Annotated in this window: 16 protein-coding genes; 9 read left to right on the top strand and 7 right to left on the bottom strand. The window is 71.0% G+C overall.

Annotated features, from left to right (window positions below):
* Nucleotides 1–129: 129 nt before the first annotated feature.
* Nucleotides 130–693, bottom strand: coding sequence for a hypothetical protein (locus tag ACFCXS_RS36725; protein ID WP_376647749.1), 564 nt, complete (start codon nucleotides 691–693; stop codon nucleotides 130–132).
* 419 nt (nucleotides 694–1,112) lie between these two features.
* On the opposite strand from ACFCXS_RS36725, the gene ACFCXS_RS36720 reads away from it, so the two are divergent.
* The 5 genes from ACFCXS_RS36720 to ACFCXS_RS36700 are packed head-to-tail and all read left to right on the top strand — an operon-like array spanning nucleotide 1,113 to nucleotide 9,335.
* Nucleotides 1,113–4,193, top strand: coding sequence for a nitrate- and nitrite sensing domain-containing protein (locus ACFCXS_RS36720; RefSeq protein ID WP_376647691.1), 3,081 nt, complete (start codon nucleotides 1,113–1,115; stop codon nucleotides 4,191–4,193).
* Nucleotides 4,190–4,624 (top strand): roadblock/LC7 domain-containing protein, encoded by a 435-nt coding sequence (locus tag ACFCXS_RS36715; protein WP_376647690.1) that lies wholly within the window; start codon nucleotides 4,190–4,192, stop codon nucleotides 4,622–4,624. Before ACFCXS_RS36720 ends, ACFCXS_RS36715 begins: the two co-directional genes overlap by 4 nt.
* A 9-nt stretch (nucleotides 4,625–4,633) precedes the next feature.
* On the top strand, nucleotides 4,634–5,029 hold the full coding sequence (locus tag ACFCXS_RS36710) for a DUF742 domain-containing protein (RefSeq protein ID WP_376647689.1): 396 nt from the start codon (nucleotides 4,634–4,636) through the stop codon (nucleotides 5,027–5,029).
* 24 nt (nucleotides 5,030–5,053) lie between these two features.
* Nucleotides 5,054–8,749, top strand: coding sequence for a hydantoinase B/oxoprolinase family protein (locus tag ACFCXS_RS36705; RefSeq protein ID WP_376647688.1), 3,696 nt, complete (start codon nucleotides 5,054–5,056; stop codon nucleotides 8,747–8,749).
* Nucleotides 8,730–9,335, top strand: coding sequence for an ATP/GTP-binding protein (locus ACFCXS_RS36700; protein WP_376647687.1), 606 nt, complete (start codon nucleotides 8,730–8,732; stop codon nucleotides 9,333–9,335). Before ACFCXS_RS36705 ends, ACFCXS_RS36700 begins: the two co-directional genes overlap by 20 nt.
* A gap of 85 nt (nucleotides 9,336–9,420) precedes the next feature.
* Here the strand turns inward: ACFCXS_RS36700 and glpK are convergent, their stop codons facing one another.
* From glpK to ACFCXS_RS36685, 3 genes are all read right to left on the bottom strand, one after another.
* Nucleotides 9,421–10,941 carry a glycerol kinase GlpK gene (glpK, locus tag ACFCXS_RS36695; protein ID WP_376647686.1) on the bottom strand — a complete coding sequence of 507 codons (1,521 nt, stop codon included), beginning with the start codon at nucleotides 10,939–10,941 and terminating at the stop codon, nucleotides 9,421–9,423.
* A 19-nt stretch (nucleotides 10,942–10,960) separates the two neighbouring features.
* The gene (locus ACFCXS_RS36690) at nucleotides 10,961–11,755 is read right to left on the bottom strand and encodes an MIP/aquaporin family protein (RefSeq protein WP_376647685.1); all 795 of its coding nucleotides are present in this window, start codon (nucleotides 11,753–11,755) and stop codon (nucleotides 10,961–10,963) included.
* Between the two features lie 635 nt (nucleotides 11,756–12,390).
* Nucleotides 12,391–14,142: an EAL domain-containing protein gene (locus tag ACFCXS_RS36685; RefSeq protein WP_376647684.1), complete on the bottom strand. Its 1,752-nt coding sequence runs from the start codon at nucleotides 14,140–14,142 to the stop codon at nucleotides 12,391–12,393.
* Nucleotides 14,143–14,318: 176 nt separating this feature from the next.
* Between ACFCXS_RS36685 and ACFCXS_RS36680 the strand changes: the two genes are divergently transcribed.
* Both ACFCXS_RS36680 and ACFCXS_RS36675 read left to right on the top strand, forming a co-directional pair.
* Nucleotides 14,319–15,128 carry a M15 family metallopeptidase gene (locus ACFCXS_RS36680; protein WP_376647683.1) on the top strand — a complete coding sequence of 270 codons (810 nt, stop codon included), beginning with the start codon at nucleotides 14,319–14,321 and terminating at the stop codon, nucleotides 15,126–15,128.
* Nucleotides 15,129–15,175: 47 nt separating this feature from the next.
* Nucleotides 15,176–15,712, top strand: a complete 537-nt coding sequence (locus ACFCXS_RS36675; protein ID WP_376647682.1) for an NUDIX domain-containing protein — start codon at nucleotides 15,176–15,178, stop codon at nucleotides 15,710–15,712.
* Between the two features lie 110 nt (nucleotides 15,713–15,822).
* Here ACFCXS_RS36675 and ACFCXS_RS36670 read toward each other — a convergent pair whose 3' ends face one another.
* Nucleotides 15,823–18,189: a TIM-barrel domain-containing protein gene (locus tag ACFCXS_RS36670; protein WP_376647681.1), complete on the bottom strand. Its 2,367-nt coding sequence runs from the start codon at nucleotides 18,187–18,189 to the stop codon at nucleotides 15,823–15,825.
* A 211-nt stretch (nucleotides 18,190–18,400) separates the two neighbouring features.
* On the opposite strand from ACFCXS_RS36670, the gene ACFCXS_RS36665 reads away from it, so the two are divergent.
* Both ACFCXS_RS36665 and ACFCXS_RS36660 read left to right on the top strand, forming a co-directional pair.
* On the top strand, nucleotides 18,401–20,368 hold the full coding sequence (locus ACFCXS_RS36665) for an acetoacetate--CoA ligase (protein WP_376647680.1): 1,968 nt from the start codon (nucleotides 18,401–18,403) through the stop codon (nucleotides 20,366–20,368).
* A gap of 184 nt (nucleotides 20,369–20,552) precedes the next feature.
* Nucleotides 20,553–21,443: a hypothetical protein gene (locus ACFCXS_RS36660; protein WP_376647679.1), complete on the top strand. Its 891-nt coding sequence runs from the start codon at nucleotides 20,553–20,555 to the stop codon at nucleotides 21,441–21,443.
* Nucleotides 21,444–21,508: 65 nt separating this feature from the next.
* On the opposite strand, the gene ptsP is transcribed toward ACFCXS_RS36660, so the two are convergent.
* Both ptsP and ACFCXS_RS36650 read right to left on the bottom strand, forming a co-directional pair.
* Nucleotides 21,509–23,179 carry a phosphoenolpyruvate--protein phosphotransferase gene (gene ptsP, locus ACFCXS_RS36655; protein WP_376647678.1) on the bottom strand — a complete coding sequence of 557 codons (1,671 nt, stop codon included), beginning with the start codon at nucleotides 23,177–23,179 and terminating at the stop codon, nucleotides 21,509–21,511.
* 78 nt (nucleotides 23,180–23,257) lie between these two features.
* On the bottom strand, nucleotides 23,258–23,707 hold the full coding sequence (locus tag ACFCXS_RS36650) for a PTS glucose transporter subunit IIA (RefSeq protein WP_376647677.1): 450 nt from the start codon (nucleotides 23,705–23,707) through the stop codon (nucleotides 23,258–23,260).
* Nucleotides 23,708–24,118 lie beyond the last annotated feature (411 nt).

Raw genomic sequence — 24,118 nt, 5'->3', positions numbered from 1 at the left:
GGCGAGGGCAGGAATCCGTGCCCGCCGGCCGTTCTCGTCCCGGCACCCGCCGCCCTCCCTCATGAGCAGACAACTGCCCGGCCTGGTCCCGGGCCCCGCCCGCCTCGTCCCGGCGCCTGCCGTCCTGCGTCAGGAGTGGGACAACTGCCCGGCGCCACTCCGCCGGCGTATCCGCTCCTGCGCCCGCTCGGCGGCACGCTCCTGCCGCCTGGTCCGCCGCCGCTCGCGCCGCAGGGCCCGCGCCGTGCTGCTCGGCACCGACACCACGCCGTTGCGCTGATTCCAGACCTGGCGCGTCACCCACACGTCGAGCGCCCCCCAGGTGGCCGCGATCGTGCTGACCACACTGCTGATCACCATGGGGAAGGCCGGCCAGGACCCCGCCAGGGTGCACAGGAAAGCCACCATGGCCTGGACCAGGGTCACGGCTATGAGGAGGACCGCTCGCACGGCCGCCGTCCGCACCGGATCCGGCAACCGGCGCCGCCGCGCGGGCTCCTCGACCCACAGAGGCCGGTGATACTGCCGCTCCCGGGCGCCGCGACCCGCCTCACGAGTCAGAACCCCCGTCTCCTGCTCGCCGGGCTCCGCCACGCCCTCGAAGCTGTCGCGATCGGCTGCCTCGACCTTCTGATGCTCCGTCAACCGCGCCCCACCCGCCCTGGACGCACCGCGCCGTTCCGCCGTGCCCATCACCGTGTCACTCCCCACCGCCAGCAGACCGCTCGCTCGCATCCGAAGACCCGTGCTCCCCAGTGGCTGCCCGGCTTGCGCTGTTTTACGCCGCACAGATGCGGGACGCGGCTCCTGTGGCCGATTCCGCCCCCGTTTCCCATGGAGTAGGACGAACGGCCGCTCACGAAGATTCCCGGAAATCGAAAAATTTCAGCCAACCGACGACGGGCTGCTCGGGGATTGACCCGCGCCCCCACCACCGGTTTCGGGGAGACAACTCCCGCAATGGCCGGACAACTCGCCACGCCTCGTGGCTGGCGCGGAAGTTCAGGTTCCGGACCGGCCTTCGAGTTCCCTGTGGGTCGGTAGTAGGCTCGCGCCGTTTGTTGACGTACATGTGTACCCCCGGTAGCCGGGGGCCCGAGGTGGGGGAGGCCATGCGCTTTCGCGGGAAGTCCATCCGCCGGAAGATCGTGGCGCTGCTTCTCGTGCCGCTGGTGTCCCTGACCGCGATCTGGACCTTCGCCACCGTGCTCACGGGACGTGAGGCGAGCGACCTGTTCAACGTGTCGTCCGTGGTGGAGAAGATCGGCTATCCCATCGAGGACACCGTCCGCGTCCTCCAGGAAGAACGCCGTCAGACCCTGGTCTACCTCGCCGACCCCCGAGCGTCCGACGGCCTCGCCGCGCTCCGGCGCAGCCGGTCCGCCACCGACAAGGCCGTCAGCGGCATCCGCGAGAACGCCCGCAACCCCGATGTACGTGACGCGATGGGGGCGGACACCGACGAGCGGCTGACCGCCGTTCTGGACGGCTTCGACGGCATCGAGTCGCTGCGCCGCAGTGTCGAGGACGGCACCGTCAACCGGACCCAGGCCCTCGACCTCTACAACCGGCTCGTCGACCCCTGCTACGTCCTCCTGGCCAACCTGCACGTGGTCGACAACATCGAACTGGACAAGCAGTACCGCGCCCTGGTCAATCTCGCCCGCGCCCGCGAACTGCTCTCCCGCGAGGACGCCCTCCTCGGCTCCGCCCTGATCGTCGGCAGGATCTCCCACTCCGAAGAGCGGGACATCTCCGACCTCGTGGCCCAGCGCACCCTGATGTACGACGTCAACCTGCCGCTGCTGCCCGTGGCGGAGCGCGACCGCTACCAGAGCTTCTGGAAGAACGCCTCCTCCGCTCCCTTGCGCGTGGCCGAGGAAGCCGCCGTCTCCTCCGGGGCCGGAACCCCCCGCGGTGTCTCCGCGAAGAGCTGGGACAGCGCCGCCGGCAACGTGCTCGACGAGCTGGGCACCCTCAACGACCAGGCCAACGACCGCTATCAGGACCGCGTCCACCCCGTGGCCGTCGGCGTCATCGCCAAGGCGGTCATCGCCGGTGCTCTCGGCCTGATCGCGCTCCTGCTCTCCCTCTTCCTGTCCGTACGCGTCGGCCGCACCCTCATCCGCGATCTGCGTCAGCTGCGCCTGGATGCCCACGAGGCGTCCGGAGTGCGCCTGCCCAGCGTCATGCGCCGCCTCTCCGCGGGCGAGCAGGTCGACGTCGAGACCGAGGTCCCGCGCCTCGAATACGACAAGAACGAGATGGGCGAGGTCGGTCAGGCCCTCAACACCCTGCAGCGCGCGGCCGTCGAAGCCGCCGTCAAGCAGGCCGAGTTGCGCGCGGGCGTCTCCGAGGTCTTCGTCAACCTCGCGCGCCGCAGTCAGGTCCTCCTCCACAAGCAGCTCACCCTCCTCGACGCCATGGAGCGCCGCACCGAGGACACCGAGGAGCTCGCCGACCTGTTCCGCCTCGACCACCTCACCACCCGTATGCGCCGGCATGCCGAGGGCCTCGTGATCCTCTCCGGCGCCGCACCCTCCCGCCAGTGGCGCAAGCCCGTACAGCTCATGGACGTCGTACGCGCCGCCGTCGCCGAGGTCGAGGACTACGAGCGCATCGAGGTCCGCCGCCTTCCCCGCAACGCCATCACCGGACCGGCCGTGGCCGACCTCACGCATCTCGTGGCCGAACTCCTGGAGAACGCCACGGTCTTCTCGCCGCCGCACACCGCCGTCCAGGTCCTGGGCGAGCGTGTCGCCAACGGCTTCACCCTGGAGATCCACGACCGTGGCCTCGGCATGGCCGCGGAAGCGCTCCTGGACGCCAACCTCCGGCTCGCCGAGACGCCGGAGTTCGAGCTGTCCGACACCGACCGGCTGGGTCTGTTCGTGGTCAGCCGGCTCGCCCAGCGCCAGAACGTCAGGGTCTCCCTGCAGCCCTCCCCGTACGGCGGCACGACCGCCGTGGTCTTCATCCCCGACACGCTGCTCACCGACGACGTCCCGGACACCAACGGGATCGGGTTCCGACTCGACCGCCCCCAGCTGGCCCCGGAGAGCGAGCCGCAGGACAGCCGCCGCGCCGCACTGTCCCACGCGCCCGCGCAGCGCCCCGGCCTGCCCGCCGGCCTGCTGGACGGCCCGGTCGAGCTGGAGGCCCCCGTCGACCTGGACGCCATCGGAGACTTCCCCGGTGCCATCGAGGACGAGGACAGCGAACACGGCGGTCTGTTCCGCCCCCGCCACTCCCTCACCCGCGACCCGGACGAGAGCGCAGGCCGCCGCACCGATCCGCGTCGGCAGCCCGCCGACGCCCGCGGCACGGGGGACCGGACCGACAGCGACGACGAGCTGGGCGCTCCGGCCGCGCTGCCCCGCCGCCACACCCCCAAGCTGGTCAGCTCGCACGGGCGCCCGGTGACCGAGCCGCGCCCCCGGCGGGGCAGGCCGGACGAGGAGACGACCCCCGCCGGCGGCCGGACGGATTCGAGCACCACCTCGGCGCTCCCGTCACGCGACCGGGGCGAGGAGCCCGCGCCCGGCCGAGGCACCGACTGGGCGGGACCCGAACCCGCGCTCCCGCTTCCGGCACGGCGCCGCACCGAGAGCCCGGCCACCGGCGGCCGTCGGGGTGACGCCCTGCCGGACACGCCGCCGCCGCTGCCCGCCCGGCGTCGCGGGACGGACTCGGGCCGCCGTGGCATCGGCGCGGTCGGCCGCACAGAGGACCACACACAGCCCCCGGCCGCACCCGGCGGCGCCGCCGGCGACGGGTCGGAGCCGTCCGCTCTCCCCAGGCGTACCCGCCGTGCGGAGATCGCCTCGAGCGGGCCGGAACGATCGGACCAGCGCTCCGGCTCCACGCCGGCCGGCACCGGCGGTGCCCCCGGCCGTGAGGCGGGCCCGGGCGCAGCCTCCCGCGGAACCGGCTCCGCACCACAGTCCGGTCCCGGCACCTCCCCGCTGCCTCGGCGCGTCCGGCAGGCCAGCCTGGCCCCGCAGCTGAAGCGGAGCTCGGAGCCGCGTAGTGAGGACAGGGCAGAGCCCGCCGAACGCGACGCCGAGGAAGTACGCAGCCGCATGGCATCGCTCCAGCGTGGCTGGCAGCGTGGCCGTGAGGAGAACGCCGCGGGCGACGCCGCCCACAGCGGCACAGCACCACAAGGAACGACAGAGGGGGACGGTCGATGACCGCACCGAAGGCGACCGGCCACACCGCGACCAACACGGGGGAGCTGAACTGGCTCCTCGATGATCTGGTGGACCGTGTCGCGAGCATCCGCAAGGCCCTCGTGCTCTCCGGCGACGGTTTGCCGACAGGCTTGTCCAAGGACCTGACCAGGGAGGACAGTGAGCACCTGGCTGCCGTCGCCTCCGGGTTCCACAGCCTCGCCAAGGGCGTGGGACGTCACTTCGAGGCCGGCAACGTCCGCCAGACGGTCGTCGAGCTCGACGATGCCTTCCTGTTCGTGACGGCCGCCGGCGACGGCAGCTGCCTGGCCGTCCTCTCGGACGCCGACTCCGATGTCGGCCAGGTCGCCTACGAGATGACGCTCCTCGTGAAGCGGGTGGGCGTGCATCTGGCGTCCGCCCCACGCACCGATCTGCCCGCAGGCGGGTAGTGGGATGGCATGAGCGCTGACGGTCAGGGAAGAAGCCACTGGTTCGACGACGAAGCCGGACCGGTCGTCCGCCCGTACGCCATGACCCGCGGCCGCACCAGCAGCCAGGGCCAGCACCGCCTGGACCTGATCGCGGTCGTGGTCGTGGAGCCGCATGCGGACGACCCGGAAGCCGACCACATGCTCTCCCCGGAGCATGTGGATATCGTCGAACTGTGCCGCGACATCCCGCAGTCGGTCGCCGAACTCGCAGCGGAACTCGACCTGCCGATCGGAGTGGTACGGGTCCTCGTCGGAGATCTCGTGGACGCGGAATTCGTCCATGTGAACCGGCCCGTGCCCCCTGCCGAGCTGCCGGACGAGAGTATTCTGCGCGACGTGATCAACGGCCTCCGGGCGCTGTGAGCAGCGCGGAAGCGGGGTACTGACGTGACTGGCTGGCAGTTCTGGGTGGACCGCGGCGGCACCTTCACCGACGTCGTCGCCCGGCGCCCGGACGGCCGGCTGCTCACGCACAAGCTGCTCTCGGACAACCCCGCACGCTACGCCGACGCCGCGGTCGAAGGGGTCCGCACCCTGCTGGCCGGCTCGGGCGACCCCGTCGACAGCGTGCGCATGGGGACCACGGTCGCCACCAACGCCCTCCTGGAGCGCACGGGCGAGCGCACCCTGCTGCTCATCACCCGCGGCTTCCGCGACGCCCTGCGCATCGCCTACCAGAACCGCCCGAGCATCTTCGCCCGCCGCATCGACCTGCCGGAACTGCTGTACTCGCGTGTCGTCGAGGTCGACGAGCGCATCGCCGCCGACGGCACCGTCCTGCGCGCCCCGGACCTGGAGGCCCTCACCGGACCCCTCCAGGAGGCGTACGACGACGGCGTCAGGGCCGTCGCCGTGGTCTGCATGCACAGCCACCTCCACCCGGCGCACGAACAGGCCGTCGGGGAGATCGCCGCCCGCATCGGCTTTCCGCAGATCTCGCTCTCCAGCGAGACGAGCCCCCTGATGAAGCTCGTACCCCGCGGGGACACCGCCGTCGTCGACGCCTACCTCTCGCCCGTACTGCGCCGCTACGTCCGGCACGTCGCCGACGAGCTCGAAGGCGTACGGCTGATGTTCATGCAGTCCAACGGCGGCCTCACCGAGGCCGGGCAGTTCCGCGGGAAGGACGCCATCCTGTCCGGGCCGGCCGGGGGCATCGTCGGCATGGCCCGCATGTCGCAGCTCGCCGGCTTCGACCGGGTCATCGGCTTCGACATGGGCGGCACCTCCACCGACGTCTCCCACTTCGCGGGCGCGTACGAGCGGGTGTTCACCAGCCGTGTCGCCGGCGTCCGGCTGCGCGCCCCCATGCTCGACATCCACACCGTCGCGGCCGGCGGCGGGTCGGTCCTGCACTTCGACGGCTCCCGCTACCGTGTAGGGCCGGACTCGGCGGGTGCGGAGCCGGGGCCCGCCTGCTACCGCGGTGGCGGCCCGCTCGCCGTCACCGACGCCAACGTCATGCTCGGCCGGATCCAGCCCGCCCACTTCCCGAAGGTGTTCGGAGCGGGCGGCGACGAGCCCCTCGACGAGGTGCTCGTCCGGGACCGCTTCACCGCTCTCGCCCGCGAGATCGGCGAGCGGACCGGCGACGACCGCACGCCGGAACAGGTCGCCGAGGGGTACCTGCAGATCGCCGTGGCCAACATCGCGTCCGCCGTGAAGCGGATCTCCGTCCAGAAGGGCCATGACGTCACCCGCTACGCCCTCACCACGTTCGGCGGCGCAGGAGGCCAGCACGCCTGCATGGTCGCCGACTCCCTCGGGATCCGCACCGTCCTCGTACCACCCATGGCCGGTGTCCTGTCCGCACTCGGGATCGGACTCGCCGATACCACCGCCATGCGCGAGCAGTCCGTCGAAGCCTCCCTCGAACCCGCCTCGATGCCCGGCGTCCTCAGGACCGCCGAAGACCTCGAAGCCGCAGCCCGCGCCGAACTCCTCGCCGAGGACGTCCCCGAGGAGCACATCCAGGTCACCCGCCGCGCGGAACTCCGCTACGACGGCACCGACACCACCCTCACCGTCGAGCTGACCGAGCCCGGCACGATGCGGCACGCCTTCGAAGAACGTCATCGCGCCACGTACTCCTTCACGCTCGACCGCCCGATCGTCGTCGAAGCCCTCTCCGTCGAAGCCACCGGCATCACCGCACCCCCTGATCTGTCCGCTCTCGCTCCCTACGAGGCCACCTCCACCGCCCCCGGCGGTCGCCCCGACCACAGCCCCACCGCAACCCGGACCGTCCGACTCCACACGGGCGGCGCCTGGCGCGACGTGCCCCTCCGCCGCCGCGAGGAACTTCCCCCCGGCGACACCGTCACCGGTCCGGCGATCATCACCGAAGCCGGTTCCACGACGGTCGTCGACGACGGCTGGCGGGCCGCGGCGACCGTCGAGGGGCATCTGGTCATGGAACGCGCCGCGATTACGCAGAGTTCCGATCTCGGTACGCAAGTCGACCCGGTTCTGCTTGAAGTCTTCAACAACCTCTTCATGTCGATCGCCGAGCAGATGGGCGCCCGCCTCGAATCCACCGCCCAGTCCGTCAACATCAAGGAGCGGCTGGACTTCTCCTGCGCCCTCTTCGACCCGGACGGAAACCTGGTGGCCAACGCGCCGCACATCCCCGTCCACCTGGGTTCCATGGGCACGAGCGTCAAGGAGGTCATCCACCGGCGCGGCCCCCGCATGCGCCCGGGCGACACCTACGCCGTCAACGACCCGTACCACGGCGGGACCCACCTGCCGGACGTCACCGTGATCACCCCGGTCTTCGACACGACACGTGCCGCCGACACGGAGAGTGACGCTCAGGAGGGTGAGAAGCGGGATCCGAAGATCCTCTTCTACGTCGCCTCCCGCGGCCACCACGCCGAGATCGGCGGCATCGCCCCCGGCTCCATGCCCGCCGGCAGCCGCACCATCGAGGAGGAGGGCGTCCTCTTCGACAACTGGCTGCTCGCCGAGAACGGCCGCTTCCGCGAGCCCGAAACCCTGCGTTTGCTCGCCGAGGCGCCCTACCCCTCCCGCAACCCGAAGACCAACCTCGCCGACCTGCGCGCCCAGATCGCCGCCAACCAGAAGGGCGTCGACGAGGTCGGCCGCATGATCCAGGACTACGGCCTCGATGTCGTCCAGGCCTACATGAGGCACGTCCAGGACAACGCCGAGGAGGCGGTGCGCCGCGTCATCGACGCCCTCGACGACGGCGAGTACGCCTACGAGACCGACTCGGGAGCCGTCATCCGCGTGGCCGTGCGGGTGGACCGCGAGCAGCGGGCCGCGACCATCGATTTCACCGGCACCTCCGCGCAGCTGCCGACCAACTACAACGCGCCCTTCTCGGTCGTCAACGCAGCCGTCCTGTACGTCTTCCGCACGCTCGTCGCCGACGACATCCCCCTCAACGACGGCTGTCTGCGCCCCTTGAGCATCGTCGTCCCGCCCGGTTCCCTGCTCGCCCCCGAGCCGCCCGCCGCCGTCGTCGCGGGCAACGTGGAAACCTCCCAGGCCGTCACCGGCGCCCTCTACGCGGCGCTCGGCGTCCAGGCCGAGGGTTCCGGGACCATGAACAACGTCACCTTCGGCAACGAACGCCACCAGTACTACGAAACCGTCGCCTCAGGCTCCGGGGCGGGCGACGGCTTCCCTGGCGCGCCCGTCGTCCAGACCCACATGACCAACTCCAGACTCACCGACCCCGAGGTCCTGGAGTGGCGACTGCCCGTGCGCCTCGAGGAGTTCGCCGTCCGGCGCGGCAGCGGCGGCGCCGGCCGGTGGCACGGCGGGGACGGCGCCGTACGCCGCATCCGCTTCCTCGAACCCATGACCGTCTCCACCCTGTCCCAGCACCGCCGCGTCGCCCCGTACGGCATGGCGGGCGGTGAACCGGGCGCTGTCGGCGCCAACCGGGTGGAGCACGCCGACGGCACGGTGACCGAACTGGGTGGCAGCGACTCCGCGGACCTCGTCAGCGGCGACGTACTCGTCATCGAAACCCCAGGCGGCGGGGGCTACGGCCCGCCGTCGCCCGACCCCCATCAAGCAGGAGAAGAGATCGATGATCTTCGGGCGTTCTGAGCGTGGCAAGCCTCCGGTCGAGCCCGTCACGCTCAAGATCCTCGTGGCCGGCGGCTTCGGCGTGGGCAAGACCACGCTCGTCGGCGCGGTCAGCGAGATCAGGCCGCTGCGCACCGAGGAACTGCTCACCGAGGCCGGGCGCCCGGTCGACGACACCAGCGGCGTGGAAGGCAAGCACACGACGACCGTGGCCATGGACTTCGGCCGCATCACCCTCCGCGAAGACCTGGTGCTGTACCTCTTCGGAACGCCCGGCCAGGAGCGGTTCTGGTTCATGTGGGACGAGCTCTCCGAGGGCGCGCTCGGTGCGGTCGTACTCGCCGACACCCGCCGTCTGGAGGACTGTTTCGCTGCCGTCGACTACTTCGAACGGCGCTCGATCCCCTTCCTCGTCGGGGTCAACTGCTTCGAGGGCGCTCCCCGTTACCCGGTCGAGGACGTCCGCCAGGCCCTCGACCTCGACGAGGGCGTGCCGCTCATGATGACCGACGCCCGCGACCGCGAGTCGGTCAAGGAGGCACTCATCGGCGTCGTCCAGCACGCCATGGCGTACGCGGCCGACCATCGCGAGGCCGTCAGGGGCTGACACCGCCCGAATCCCGGACGCGGCCCGCACCCCCGCCGACAGGGGTACGGGCCGCAGCCGTCAGCGACGCTCCACGCGCGCGTGGTCAGCTGTCGTCGCCCTCCTCCCAGCCGAAGCTCTTCTCCACGGCCTTGCGCCAGTTGTGGTACTCGCGGTCCCGCATCGACGCCTCCATGTTCGGCGTCCACTCGACGTCCTTCTGCCAGTGCGCCTTGAGCTCGTCCAGGTCGTTCCACACACCGGTGGCCAGACCGGCCGCGTACGCGGCGCCCAGGCAGGTCGTCTCGGAGACCTTGGGCCGCACCACCGGCACGTCGAGCACGTCCGACTGGTGCTGCATCAGCAGGTTGTTCTTCGTCATGCCGCCGTCGACCTTCAGGGTGGTGATGTGCACCCCGGAGTCCTGGTACATGGCGTCCACGACCTCGCGGGTCTGCCAGCTCGTCGCCTCCAGCACCGCGCGCGCCAGGTGCGCCTTGGTGACGTACCGGGTGAGGCCGGTGACCACGCCACGCGCGTCGGAGCGCCAGTACGGGGCGAACAGACCCGAGAACGCCGGAACGATGTACGCGCCGCCGTTGTCCTCGACGCTCGCCGCCAGGGGCTCGATCTCGTCCGCCGTGCGGATGATGCCGAGCTGGTCCCGGAACCACTGGACCAGTGCGCCCGTGATGGCGATCGCGCCCTCCAGGCAGTAGACCGGCGCCTCGGTGCCGATCTTGTACCCCATGGTCGTCAGCAGTCCGCTCTTCGACGGCACCGGCCGGTCGCCCGTGTTGAGCAGCAGGAAGCTTCCCGTGCCGTAGGTGTTCTTGGCGGTGCCCACGTCATAGCAGGCCTGTCCGAAGACGGCCGCCTGCTGGTCGCCCAGAGCCGACGCCACGGGTACGCCGGCGAGCTGGCCGACGGCCGTGCCGTACACCTCGGAGGAGGACCGGATCTCGGGCAGCATGGCCTCGGGAACGTTCATCGCCGAGAGGATCGAGGGGTCCCACTGGAGGGTCTCCAGGTTCATCAGCATGGTGCGCCCGGCGTTGGTCACGTCGGTGACGTGCTGCCCGCCGTCCGTCCCGCCGGTGAGGTTCCAGATCAGCCAGGAGTCCATGGTGCCGAAGGCGATCTCGCCCCGCTCGGCACGCGCCCGGAGGTCGGGCACGTTGTCGAGCAGCCAGGCCGCCTTGGGCCCGGAGAAGTAGGTCGCCAACGGCAGCCCCGTCTGCTCGCGGAAACGGTCCTGCCCGTCCGAGCCGCCCAGCTGGTTGCACAGCGCGGCCGTCCTCGTGTCCTGCCACACGATGGCGTTGTGCACCGGCTTGCCGGTCGCCCGGTCCCACAGGAGGGTCGTCTCGCGCTGGTTGGTGATTCCCATCGCGCTCAGCTGGTCGGCCCTCAGACCGGCCTTGGCGAGCGCCCCTGCCACCACCGCCTGGACCTTGGACCAGATCTCGGTGGCGTCGTGCTCCACCCAGCCGGGTTTCGGGAAGATCTGGCGGTGCTCGCGCTGGTCCACGGCGACGATCGCGCCGTCCTGGTTGAAGACGATGCAGCGACTCGACGTGGTGCCCTGGTCGATGGCTGCGACGTACTTCGCGGAGTTTTCCGTCATGGCTACCCCTTCGGCTGTTTCAGAAGGCTGCGTTGTAGATGACGCCACCCAGCAGGCCGCCGATCAGTGGTCCGACGACGGGGATCCACGAGTAGCCCCAGTCGGACGTGCCCTTGTTCGGGATCGGCAGGATGGAGTGGATGATGCGCGGGCCGAGGTCACGCGCCGGGTTGATGGCGTACCCGGTGGGCCCGCCCAGGGACAGGCCGATACCGACGACCAGCAGGGCCACCAGCAGGATCGCGATACCGGACCCGTAGATGCCGCCGCCGCCGGGGATCAGACCGATGCCGACGCCCTCGACATGCCTGTCCTGGCCGACCAGGGCCAGGATGGGCAACACCAGGGCGATGGTCGCGAGGATCTCCGTGATCAGGTTGGCGATCGGGTTCCGGATCTCCGGGATCGTGGAGAAGATCCCGAGTGTCGGAACGGGTTCGTCCACCGTGCCCTCCGTGGTGCCCGTCTTGCGCACGTTGGCGGCGAACTGGGCGTAGTACACCAGGTAGCACAGGACGGCCCCGATCATGGCGCCGGTGATCTGGCCCAGCAGGTAGACCCAGACCTTGCTCCACACGCCGGTGTCGACGGCCAGGCCGAAGGTCACGGCAGGGTTGATGACGCCTCCGGAGAGGGGAGCGGCGGTGTACGCGCCGGCCAGCACCCCGAAGCCCCAGCCGAACGTGATCACGATCCACCCGGAGGCCCGGGCTTTCGAGAACCTGAGGGTGACAGCGGCACACACGCCGGCACCGAAGAGAATCAGAATCGCCGTGCCGATCATCTCGCCGACGAAAATGTCTCCGTTAGTCATGGCTGCTCCTCAGCCTGGCCCGGGACGAGCCGCCCGGTGCTCACATGCAGGGTGCGTTTCCCGTGGCAACTTCAGCCGAAGGCAGGGAGAGGTCGGTGCCCCGCCCGGCATCAGTGAAGACCGTGCCGTCGCAGCCGAGTCGCCCGAGAGGGGAGCGGGCCTTGGCGCAGGCGCACCGTACGCCGAAGTGCCGGATACGCCGAATTTGTGCGGCGATGTCGACTGACACCGGAAGTGTTCCCCGGCACCAATGGAGCGTCAAGGTCGCCGACCGCAACGGTTGACGGCCGTCGGACGGCCACCGGGCTCGCGCCGGGCCGACGGGCCGGTTGCTCGGTCCGGCGGCGCCCGGTCGGGTGGTTGTTCAGATCTGGTCCGGGCCCGCGCGGGCCTCGATGCGCCGCGCGAGGCTTGGCTGATGGTGTCCGGCCTGTGCTGGACTCCGCCGGGAGGCAAAAGCCCAGCCGCACCTGGCTCCTCGCTTGCTAGTGTCCAGGATTCACCTGACCTGGCGGTTTCTCAACCGCAGGAGGTCCGCCGGGCCGTGGCCGCCGCGGATGCACCCTGACGCCCGATGCCCTGCGCAGCATCGACCAGACCGGGTACCTCCGCCGCCCGCCCCTCTCCCAGGCGCCTCAGACACCCTGCACGTCCCTCTCGACCACCGCCCCGCAGCCCTCCGGCACTGCGGCAGGCGCAGGCGCAGGCGCAGCCCCAGGTGCAAACGCCGCTACCGGCGCAGCCGCAGCCGCAGACGAGGCCGCACACCCACGCACCGGCGTCTGCGGCGAACCCCGGCGGGTCTCATGGCCCGGAACGCCGGCCCGGCCCAGCACCCAACTCGCACCGTGCAGTGCCTTCGCCGCCGCCTTCAACGGCGCCAGGCAGGCCGCGGCCTCCCGATGGTCCGCCAGGCTGCCCGGCACGCACAGCAGCGTCGCGAGCGACAACGTGACCGGCCGGCCACCCGCCGACCAGGGAGCGTCCAGGACCGAGGCGGCCAGCGGATCGAGCCCGTCCGGATCAGCGAGCACCAGGAAGTCGTCCCCGCCGACGTGCCCCACGCGCCCGCCGTCCGCCGCCGCCCCCAGCAGCGCCCGGCCCACAGCCCGGATCAGTTCGTCACCTGCGGCGAATCCGGCCCCGTCGTTGACCTGCTTGAAGTGGTCGACGTCCAGCCAGCTCAACGCGAACGCCCGCCCCGCGGCGATCCGCCGGTCCACCTCGCCGGTGATGGCGTCGGAGCCGGGCAGCCGCGTCAGCGGATTCAGCCCCACCGCCTCCTCCACCCGCGTCTCGGCGAGCGCCCGCACGAGGTCCGCGAGCCGCACGACCCCCACGCACCGACCGTGTTCGTCCACCACGGCCACGTCGTCCGAGGTGCGGTTCCTTCGGCCGACCGCCACCACGTCCAGCACCTCCCAGGCCGTCGCGTGGACGCCCACCGTCCGCGGCGGGTCACCGAGCTTCGCGGCGGGCCGGTCGGCGTACAGGGCGTGCCCGTAGCGCCCCGACATCGACAGCAGGAACCGGGAGCGGTGCACCGATCGGACCGGGACGCCGGCGGTGTCCACGAGCAGCACCCCGGACACGTCCGGCGACTCGGTCAGCAGGGCTCGCACCTGCCCCGCGGACGCAGTCGCGGGTAGCAGGGCAGCGGGCCGGACGAACTCCCGCACCGACGGCCCGGACCGCGGCGCGGTGACCTCGGCGGGGGAGCGGGGCGGGAGATACACGTCCGCGGCGGGCAGGCGCGCTGGCGGCGCGAACAGCTCGCCCTGCGCCAACTGCGCCCCGGCCGCGAACGCCGCCGCGTACTGCCTTTCGGTCTCGACACCCTCCACGGCCAGGAGCGCCCCCAGCTCGTCGCACAGCGTCCGCATCGACCGCACCACCGCCGGTCGCGCCAGCAGCGACGCGTCCAGCTTCACCAGGCCGGGCGAGAGGTCCGCGAGCAGCCGCAGAGGAACGTCCCCGTCCCCGACACCGTCCGCGCAGATCCGGAAGCCCTGCCCTCGCAGCGCGTTCACCGCGTCCAGCAGAGCCTGCTGCGGCACATGTACGTACGGCGGGCAGACGTCGATCGTCACCTCCCAGGGAAGCCGCCCCGCCGCACGCACGGCGTCGTGCAACGAGGGCAGTCCGCCGAGATCCGCGAGGGTTCCCGCGAACACGTTGACGAACAGCGGAAGCAGGGTCTCCTTGCGCACCGCCGCCCGGATCGCCGACACCGCCAGCCGGCAGTCGAGTCCGGGATCACGGCGGGCCTCGGCGAGGATTCCGCCGGTCTCCGGGCGGGCGAGTATCTCCAGCCCTGCGACCGCGCCGGTCGTCAGATTGACCACTGGTTGGAAGGCGAAGCGGAGAGTATCCGTCCAGGAGGGCACGGGAGCATGATGGACGCCACCGGCGCACGCCCGAGCACGGTTCACGAGACGTTCACGCAGGATTCCCGCTCAATCACACAGCGTGAGGCTCAGGGTGAATTCACCCGTTGCACCGATCGGTTGCTCTCGCACGCGGTCCTTCCCCTGACGTCCACTCCCCTGGTAGACGCAGGGACATGACACGACTCACCACCGTGGCACGTGCCCTGATCGCCGCAGTCGCAGTCCTGCTGGCGTCAACCGCCCTCACCCCGGCCGCCCGGGCCGGCACCGACCCCAAGGCGCCGAAGGACTTCGTGGCGCTGAGAAGCGTGGACCCGACGATCCTTCAGGAGATGCGCTACGTCACCGAACACAACTTCGTGGGCGAGCGCATCGACGGTTACCGCCAGCCCCTCTGCATCCTCACCCGACCTGCCGCCGAAGCCCTCCACAAGGCCCAACGCAAGCTCCTGCGCCAGGGCTACACCCTGAAGGTCTACGACTGCTACCGGCCCCAGCGCGCGGTGGACCACTTCGTCCGCTGGGCCGAGGACCTCGATGACCTGGCGATGAAGGGCGAGTTCTACCCGAACGTCGACAAGACGCGTCTGTTCGCCGACGGGTACATCGCGGCGAATTCCGGCCACAGTCGCGGCTCGACCCTCGACGTCACCCTTGTCAGGCTCCCGGCCAAGCCGACCAGGCCCTACCACCCGCGGGAGCCCCTGGTGCCGTGCTTCGCGTCCAAGGGCGCGCGGTTCCCGGACAACTCGATCGACATGGGGACCGGCTTCGACTGCTTCGACACCCTCTCGCACACCCTCGACCCGCGTGTCCAGGGCGCACAGCGCGCCAACCGCCTGCTCCTCAAGAACACTCTGGAGGGCCTCGGCTTCGTGAACCTGCCGGAGGAGTGGTGGCACTACACCTTCAAGCCCGAAGCCCATCCGGACACCTACTTCGACTTCCCCGTGGCCAGGAAGTCGCTCACGAGCGCTCACTGAGCAGCCTGCTCATGGCGTCCTCTCCACGATCGGCTACAGTCCGCCGCGTGTCCGAAACTCAACACTCCGCTTCCAACTCCGTCCCGAACTCCCACTGTTCGAGCTGCGGCGCGCCCTACGGAGAGGGCATCACCGGCTGGCCCCGCACCTGCCCGGTGTGCGGGGCTGTGGCCTACCGCAACCCTCTCCCGGTCGCGGTGGCCCTCCAGCCCGTGTACGACACCAAGGGCACCGCCCTGGTCGTCATCACCCGAACCATCGCTCCCGCGCGCGGGGGCATCGCCCTGCCCGGTGGCTACATCGACGACCGCGAGGACTGGCGGCAGGCCGTCATACGCGAACTCCGGGAGGAAACCGGCATCGACGCGGCCGGCCGGGACGTACGGCTCGTCGACGCGATGAGCTCACCCGACGGGCACCTGCTGCTGTTCGGCCTCCTTCCGGAACGTCCGGCCGAGAGCCTTCCCTCCTCCGCCGCCACTGACGAGACGGAGGGCTGGCACCTGCTGCGCAGGCCGGAGGAACTCGCCTTCCCCCTGCACACCTTGGCGGCCCGGGCCTGGTTCGAGGGCCGGTACATCTGACCTCACGAGTTCCCCGTCCCTCGCGAAGCTCGAGGCAGGAGGGCCGGGGAGCCGGCGGAACTGATGACTCCCGGCACCGGCGCTCGTGTCACTCCCGGGCCCGGCGCAGCTCACGTCTCCTCGGTCCCGCGAACCCGCACCGGGTAGGGCGGAGAACCGCCGCCGTCCTCGCCCTCCCGCTCGACGACCACCCGGGAGCCCGCCCACCGAGCGGTGTAGCGCTCGATCTCCGGCTCGTCCCACCCCTCGCCCCCGTCCGGCACGACCAGCCCGCCCCCGGTCCGTCCCCGGGCGGGGGCCCACACCTCCAACTCCAGCGCCCCGTCCTCCCCACGTACCGGGAGCACGGCACCCGCGCGCGCGAACACCGGGATGCGCGACAGCGGCGCCTCGACCAGCACCTGCCCCGGCCCTTCGTACGCCCGCCCCGTGGCGACGTCGTACCAGCGCCCCCGCGGCAACCGCACGGCACGCCGGCCCACGCCCGGCTCCAGCACCGGCGCCACCAACAGGCCGTCACCCAGCAGGAAAGCGTCCTCGCAGTCGCGCAGCACCCGCTCCTCCGGCGACGACCACCACAGCGGCCGCACATAGGGCGCACCGGTGCGCCTCGCCAGATGCGCCAGCGTCAGGAAGTAGGGCAGCAGCCGCCGGCGCTCGACCAGCGCCACACGCGCGTGCTCCAGCACCTCGCCACCGAACTCCCACGGTTCCCTGCGTCCCGCCCGCAGACTCGCGTGCGTACGGAACAGCGGCAGATACGCGCCCAGCTGGAACCACCGCAGATACAGCTCGGGAGACGGATTCCCGTCGAACCCCCCGATGTCCGGCCCCGAGTACGGGACCCCGCACAGGCCGAGCCCCATAACCAACGCCAACGACGCCCGCAGCCCCGGCCAGCCGGTGGCGACGTCGCCCGACCACGTCCCTCCGTAGCGCTGCATCCCCGCCCATCCGGAACGGGAGAACAGGAACGGCCGCTCCTCGGGCGCGAGCTTCCGCAGCCCCTCGAAGCCCGCCCTGGCCATGCACAGCGCGTACACGTTGTGCGCCTCCCGATGGTCACCGCCCCGCCCCTCCAGCGCGTGCCGGGCCGAGCGCGGCAGCGTCGACTCCCCGAAGGCGGTGAACGTCGTGGGCTCGTTCATGTCGTGCCAGAAGCCCGAAAAGCCCTGGGCGAGCCGCTCCTCGTAGAGAGCGCCCCACCACTCACGCACGCGCGCGTGCGTGAAGTCGGGAAAAACCACCTCCCCGGGCCACACGACGCCCTCCACCACCTCCCCGGAGGCATCCCGCACGAACGCGTCCTCGGCCGCCCCCGAGTCGTACACCTCCCGGCCCGGCAGGGCCTTCACACCCGGCCCGACGATCGACACCAGCCGGACGCCCTCCCGCCGGAGCTCCTCGGCCAGCATGGGCAGCTTGGGGAAGCGGTCCTGGTCGACGGTGAACACCTGATGCGCGTCGAGGTGGTCGACGTCCAGGTGCACGGCGTCCAGCGGCAGACCGTGCTCCAGATAGCCCGCGACGATCCGCCGCACCTCCTGCTCGCCGCCGAACCCCCACCGTGCGTGATGGTGCCCGAGGGCCCACGCGGGCGGCAGCGCGGGCGCCCCGGTGAGCGACGCCCAGGCGAGCAGCACGCGCGCGGGGGTGCCCACCATCACCCAGCAGCGCAGCGGGCCGCCGTCCATCCGCAGCTCGCTCGTCCCGGCACGGTCGTGCCCGGAACCCGCGCCCTCCTCACCCTGGCGCAACGTCACCGTGCCGTCCCACGAGCTGTCGTGGAACGCCAGATGCGTCCCCCCGTCGGACACCACCAGCTGCACCGGCATCGTGATGTACAGCGGGTCGTCCCCGGGCGCGAAGGCGCGGCCGGGATCGGAGTTCCACAGCCGGTACGTCCCGTCCGGCAGCCGAGGACCCGAGGTACGCCCTCCAAGGCCGAAGAACCGCGCGTCCGCGCCCACCTCCGACCGCTGCATCCACCGTGCCGGGCCGCCGCCGACCGGCTCCCACCACCGCGGCGGCAGATCACGCCGCAGGGCGACCCCGCCCGGCGTCCGCACCTCCACCGCGCCGTGCCGCGAGACCACGACCGTCACCCGCTCGGCCACCACACGCCAGCCGCCGTCCTTGTCCGGCTCCAGGACAGCCCGTGGATCCGGCTCCGGACAGCGCCCGGCCAGCGCGTAGGACGGCTCGGGCCCCGCCCCGTCCCAGCCCCAGAACACGGCGCCGTTCACAGCTACCAGAATCCGCAGCTCCGACCGGCTGAACCGGACGACACCGCCACCCGGCCCGGGCTCCGCATCCACCACGGGCCCGGGCACCCGCGCACGCTCCGCGCCGCGCGCCGGCAGCCCGGTGGCGTCGGCCCGACGCCTGCGCCACGCTGCTCGTACGGTACGCACACCCTGCGCCGCCCCCACCGAAGCCACCGCTTTCACCGAACGCACCAGGTCACGACCGTTCATGCTGCTCACCCTGCCACTGACGGCCCCGCGCGGGCGTGTCGTTCAACTGCCGTTCACCCGTGCCAGGACCACATCTTCACGACACGGACTATGTGGGGCGCACCCTGGTGCCGAAGTCGATCACATGGCATTGTCCGTGCCAGCCGCTCACGCGCACACCCCAGCCCGTGCGCGGAGGACGCACACGACGCGCACAGTCCGGGAGCCGACCATGTCGACCGTCAGTAACCAGCCGCTCTGGCAGCCCGACCCCGAGCGCATCGCCCGCGCACGGATCACCAGGTTCCAGGCGTGGGCGGCCGAGCACCACGGCGCCCCCGCCGAGGGCGGCTACGCGGCCCTGCAGCGCTGGTCCGTCGACGAACTGGACACCTTCTGGAAAGCCGTCACCGAGTGGTTCGACGTCCGTTTCTCGCAGCCCTGCGCGCGCGTGCTCGGCGACCGCTCGATGCCCGGCGCCGAGTGGTTCCCCGGGGCGGCCCTGAACTACGCCGAACACGCCCTGCGCGCGTCCGCCACCCGCGCCGACGAACCGGCTCTCCTGCACGTGGACGAGACCCACGAACCACGCCCCGTCACCTGGGGCGAGCTGCGCCGCCAGGTCGGTTCTCTGGCCGCCGAACTGCGCGCCCTCGGCGTGCGCCCCGGCGACCGCGTCAGCGGCTACCTGCCGAACGTCCCGCAGGCGGTGGTCGCCCTCCTCGCCACAGCCGCGGTCGGCGGCGTCTGGACCTCCTGCGCGCCCGACTTCGGCGCCCGCAGCGTCCTCGACCGCTTCCAGCAGGTCGAACCCGTCGTGCTCTTCACCGTCGACGGCTACCGCTACGGCGGCAAGGAGCACGACCGACGCGAGGTCGTCACCGAACTGCGCCGCGAACTCCCCACCCTGCGGGCCGTGATCCACATCCCGCTCCTCGGCACCGAGGCCCCCGAGGGCGCCCTGGACTGGTCGGCCCTCACCTCCGCCGACACGGACCCGGTCTTCGAACAGGTGCCCTTCGACCACCCCTTGTGGGTGCTCTACTCCTCCGGAACGACCGGCCTGCCCAAGGCCATCGTCCAGTCCCAGGGCGGCATCCTCGTCGAGCACCTCAAGCAGCTCGGCCTGCACTGCGACCTCGGCCCCGAGGACCGCTTCTTCTGGTACACCTCGACCGGCTGGATGATGTGGAACTTCCTCGTCTCCGGCCTGCTCACCGGCACCACGATCGTCCTCTACGACGGCAGCCCCGGCTACCCCGACACCGCCGCCCAGTGGCGGATCGCCGAACGTACGAAGGCCACCCTCTACGGCACCTCCGCGGCCTACGTCATGGCCTGCCGCAAGGCCGACGTGCACCCCTCCCGCGACTTCGACCTCTCTTCCGTCCAGTGCGTCGCCACCACCGGCTCACCCCTGCCCCCCGACGGATTCCGCTGGCTCCACGACGAGGTCCGCGACGACCTGTGGATCGCCTCCGTCAGCGGCGGCACCGACGTGTGCTCGTGCTTCGCCGGAGCAGTACCGACCCTCCCCGTCCACGTCGGCGAACTCCAGGCCCCCTGCCTCGGCACCGACCTGCAGTCCTGGGACCCCAGTGGCAGCCCCCTCATCGACGAGGTCGGCGAGCTCGTCGTCACCAACCCCATGCCGTCGATGCCCATCCACTTCTGGAACGACCCCGACGGCAGCCGCTACCACGACAGCTACTTCGACACCTACCCCGGCGTGTGGCGGCACGGTGACTGGATCACCCTCACCTCCCGCGGCTCGGTCGTCATCCACGGCCGCTCCGACTCCACGCTCAACCGCCAGGGCGTCCGCATGGGATCCGCCGACATCTACGAAGCGGTCGAAAGGCTCCCGGAGATCAAGGAATCCCTCGTCATCGGCATCGAGCAGCCCGACGGCGGCTACTGGATGCCCCTCTTCGTGCACCTGGCCCCCGGAGCCGTCCTCGACGAGGCCCTGCTGAACCGCATCAAGCAGACGATCCGCGAGCAGCTGTCGCCGCGCCACGTCCCCGACGAGATCATCGAAGTACCCGGCGTCCCGCACACCCTCACCGGCAAGCGCATCGAGGTCCCCGTCAAACGACTCCTCCAGGGCACCCCGCTCGAGAAGGCGGTCAACCCGGGCTCCATCGACGATCTCGGCCTGCTGAACTTCTACGAGGAGCTGGCCCGCAAACGCGCCTGACGTCGGCCTGACCCCCTTCACTCGCGACTCCCCGTCACCGGAGCTCAGGGCGCAGATCGCAGCGGAAGCCGCTGTGACCTGTGCCTTCCGTGATCGGTCGAGCGCACGGTCATCGAGCCGGTCCCACTGTCAGTGCCGCCGGTTACTGTGAGTGAGCATTGATCGACCGTGCACAGGGGGATTCATGACACGCACCGACAACCGGACCAAGCGCCGCGTCCTGCACCGCGAAATCGCCGGCACCATCGGCCTGCTCGCCGACGATCACGACTTCAGGGCCATGCGGCGCTACGGCAGCTTCACCTTCGACGACCACGCGACCTATCTGAAACACGTGGAGGCCCTCCTCAGGACCAGGGCCCTGCAGGGCAGCCACACCACGGTGGCCCTCTTCGACCCCGCGGAGTACGCCGACTTCTGCACACGGAAGGACCTGGACCCCGACAAGCCGTCGAGCCGCTCACGCTTCACCGCCCAGATCGCGGCGACAGGCCCGACCCTTCCCTACGACGGCCGACCGCTGGCCGATCTGCTCCCGGCCCTCGTCGACGAGGCCGTCCGGCAGGCCACCTGGGAGTACGCGTCCACCCTCCTCGCCCGCCTGGGCGCCTGCACCTCCTGCGGCGAGGACATCGGCCGCGCCGCCTTCACCCGAGCCGCGGAGCTCCTCGTCCGCATCCTCGACACGGCACCACCGGGCGACCGCCACCTCGTCTGCAGTGTCACCGGACCGCCCGAGACCCTCGTCGCCGCCCTCCACATCACCGACGACGGTGCCGCCCTGGAACTGGACGAAACCGAAGCTCTCGAATTCACCACGGTCCTGGCCCTCGGCCTGGCCACCGAAAGCCCGGGAGGACTCGTCATCCGCGCCACAGCCCCGGGCACACCCGACCGCGTCTACGGCTGGCGCATGCGCTCCTACGGACTCGAACCCCTCACCGCGGGAGAAGTCTTCGACGCCTACTGCACCGACGTCGAATCCGGAGACCTGATCTCCCCCGAGTCCAACGTCGACTACTGCGCGCCGCCCGACCTCGGAGAGGAGAAACCCGCCCAGGGGCACCGGCACTGAAGCACAAAGGGGCGCTCCACCTCAGTGGAGCGCCCCTCCAGAAAACGCCGTCGACCCGATGGGGCCTACTCGCCCGACAACACCGCCTGCGCCGCACTGCGCGCATCCTCGGCACTGTCCGTCGCCCGTGCCGCCGCAGCGGCCCGCTCACACTGCGCCAGCGTGTACTTCGCCAGCGTCGCCCGGACGTAAGGAATCGACGGGGCACCCATCGAGAGAGAGGTGACACCCAGACCGGTCAGCACACACGCGAGCAGCGGGTCGGACGCGGCCTCACCACAGACACCACAGCTCTTGCCCTCGGCCTTGGCCGCCTCGGCGGACAGCTCCACCAGGTCGAGCAGGGCGGGCTGCCAGGGGTCCTGCAGACGGGACACCGCACCCACCTGGCGGTCGGCGGCGAAGGTGTACTGGGCGAGGTCGTTCGTCCCCAGCGACAGGAACTCGACCTCCTGGAGGATCGAGCGAGCCCGCAGCGCGGCCGACGGAATCTCCACCATCGCGCCGAACTTCGCCCGCAGCCCGGCCTCACGGCAGGCGTCCGCGAAAGCCCGGGCATCCGTACGGTCCGCCACCATCGGGGCCATGACCTCGAGGTAGACCGGCAGCCCCTCAGCGGCCTTGGCGAGCGCGGTCAGCTGAGTACGCAGAACCTCCGGGTGGTCGAGCAGCGTCCGCAGACCCCGCACGCCGAGCGCCGGGTTCGGCTCGTCGGCCGGCGTGAGGAAGTCGAGCGGCTTGTCCGCACCCGCGTCCAGTACCCGTACCACGACACGCCCCTCGGGGAACGCCTCGAGCACCTGCCGGTACGCGGCGACCTGCTTCTCTTCCGAAGGTGCCTGCTTGCTGTCGTCCAGGAAGAGGAACTCCGTGCGGAAAAGACCCACGCCCTCGGCACCGGCCTCGACGGCCGCCGCCACATCGGCGGGCCCGCCGATGTTCGCGAGCAGCGGCACCTTGTGACCGTCCGCCGTGGCGCCGGGCCCGGTCGAGGCCGCCAACGCCGCCTTGCGCTCGGCAGCCGCCGCTTCGAGCTGCGCCTTCTTCTCGTCGCTGGGCTCCACGAAGATCTCTCCCGTGCTGCCGTCGACGGCGATCATCGTGCCCTCGGCGAGCTCACCGGCACCCGGCAGCGCCACCACCGCAGGTACCCCGAGGGCCCGGGCGAGAATCGCGCTGTGGCTGGTGGGCCCGCCCTCCTCGGTGACGAAGCCGAGCACGAGGGTCGGGTCGAGCAGCGCGGTGTCGGCCGGCGCGAGGTCGCGGGCCACCAGGACGTAGGGCTCGTCGCTGTCGGGGACACCCGGCATCGGCACCCCCAGCAGCCGGGCGACGATACGGTTCCGCACGTCGTCGAGGTCGGCCACGCGACCGGCGAGGTACTCACCGGCTCCCGCCAGCAGCTCGCGGTAGGAGGCGAACGCGTCGTACACCCCGCGCTCCGCCGTGCTGCCGACGGCGATCCGTCGCTCCACATCGGCCATGAGCTCGGGGTCCTGGGCCATCATGGCCTGCGCCTCGAGCACCGCCTGGGCTTCGCCACCGGCCAGGTTGCCCCGCGCCATCAGGTCCGCGGCCACCGCCTCGACGGCCTTGCGGGCGCGCCCCTGTTCACGCTCCGCGTCCTCCGCCGGTATCTGCTTCGCGGGCGGCTCGAGCACCGCCGTTCCCATGTGCCGAACCTCGCCGATGGCCACACCGTGGCTCACCCCGACGCCTCGCAGCGTTGTCTCCATCTCACCCGTCTCCGATAGAGCGGCGGACCCCGCCGCCGCGGTGGTTGTCGTACACGCCGTCACAGGACGGCACTGGCGTCACTTCCAGAGGAAGAGACTGTCGCCGGCCTTCACATCGCCGTTGTCGCGAAGATCGGAGAGAGCTTCGGCCGTGGCTTCCAGCGCCACGACCGGGCAGACCGCGGACTTGCCGGCGGTCTCGACGGCCGCCGGGTTCCAGCGAACGACACCCTGCCCGCGCCTGACGGTGTCGCCCTTGTTCACGAGCAACTCGAAGCCTTCGCCGTTGAGCTGCACGGTGTCGATACCGAGGTGGGTGAGCACGCCGTGCCCGTTCTCGTCGACGACGACGAACGCGTGGGGGTGCAAGGAGACGATGACGCCATCCACGGGCGAGACGGCCTCGGAGGGCTCGCGTACGGGATCGATCGCTGTGCCCGGGCCGACCATGGCCCCGGAGAAGACCGGATCCGGCACTGCCGCCAGTCCGATAACGCGTCCTGCGAGCGGGGACGTCACGGTGGTCATGGGAAGCCTCCCAGGGGTGGAGATCGATATGGCCGTCCCCGTAGGTACCGGGCGGCACACTGTTCAGCAGCGTATGTCACCTGAAGTGCCGGTTCCGCACAGGCGCTCCGAAGTGGTCTAGACCATACCTCAAATCGATTTGCACCCGCTCCGTCGCCGCGTGTACAGTCGTACTCCTGCTTGGGGCTGAGCGACGCAACCTTGCGTCCTGGCCGGGCAGCAACCAACTTGTCAGATCCTATCTCTGGGTCGCCTTCTGCATGCCTGCAGGACGGTGGTCGGAGGGCCGGAAAAACACTGATAGAGTTTGGAACAGCGAAGGGAAGCGCCCGGAGGAAAGCCCGAGAGGGTGAGTACAAAGGAAGCGACCGTTCCTTGAGAACTCAACAGCGTGCCAAAAGTCAACGCCAG

Origin of the sequence: Streptomyces sp. NPDC056373 (assembly GCF_042262425.1) — a bacterium.
Lineage (GTDB): Bacteria > Actinomycetota > Actinomycetes > Streptomycetales > Streptomycetaceae > Streptomyces.
This window is presented reverse-complemented; position numbering and strand designations above follow the sequence as displayed.

Coding starts and splice junctions, on each gene's coding strand:
- glpK (WP_376647686.1), bottom strand. CDS start 10,941: ATGACGGAAAACTCCGCGAAGTACGTCGCAGCCATCGACCAGGGCACC.
- ACFCXS_RS36680 (WP_376647683.1), top strand. CDS start 14,319: ATGACACGACTCACCACCGTGGCACGTGCCCTGATCGCCGCAGTCGCA.
- ACFCXS_RS36660 (WP_376647679.1), top strand. CDS start 20,553: ATGACACGCACCGACAACCGGACCAAGCGCCGCGTCCTGCACCGCGAA.
- ACFCXS_RS36720 (WP_376647691.1), top strand. CDS start 1,113: ATGCGCTTTCGCGGGAAGTCCATCCGCCGGAAGATCGTGGCGCTGCTT.
- ACFCXS_RS36690 (WP_376647685.1), bottom strand. CDS start 11,755: ATGACTAACGGAGACATTTTCGTCGGCGAGATGATCGGCACGGCGATT.
- ACFCXS_RS36715 (WP_376647690.1), top strand. CDS start 4,190: ATGACCGCACCGAAGGCGACCGGCCACACCGCGACCAACACGGGGGAG.
- ACFCXS_RS36710 (WP_376647689.1), top strand. CDS start 4,634: ATGAGCGCTGACGGTCAGGGAAGAAGCCACTGGTTCGACGACGAAGCC.
- ACFCXS_RS36725 (WP_376647749.1), bottom strand. CDS start 693: ATGGGCACGGCGGAACGGCGCGGTGCGTCCAGGGCGGGTGGGGCGCGG.
- ACFCXS_RS36650 (WP_376647677.1), bottom strand. CDS start 23,707: ATGACCACCGTGACGTCCCCGCTCGCAGGACGCGTTATCGGACTGGCG.
- ACFCXS_RS36700 (WP_376647687.1), top strand. CDS start 8,730: ATGATCTTCGGGCGTTCTGAGCGTGGCAAGCCTCCGGTCGAGCCCGTC.
- ACFCXS_RS36670 (WP_376647681.1), bottom strand. CDS start 18,189: ATGAACGGTCGTGACCTGGTGCGTTCGGTGAAAGCGGTGGCTTCGGTG.
- ACFCXS_RS36665 (WP_376647680.1), top strand. CDS start 18,401: ATGTCGACCGTCAGTAACCAGCCGCTCTGGCAGCCCGACCCCGAGCGC.
- ptsP (WP_376647678.1), bottom strand. CDS start 23,179: ATGGAGACAACGCTGCGAGGCGTCGGGGTGAGCCACGGTGTGGCCATC.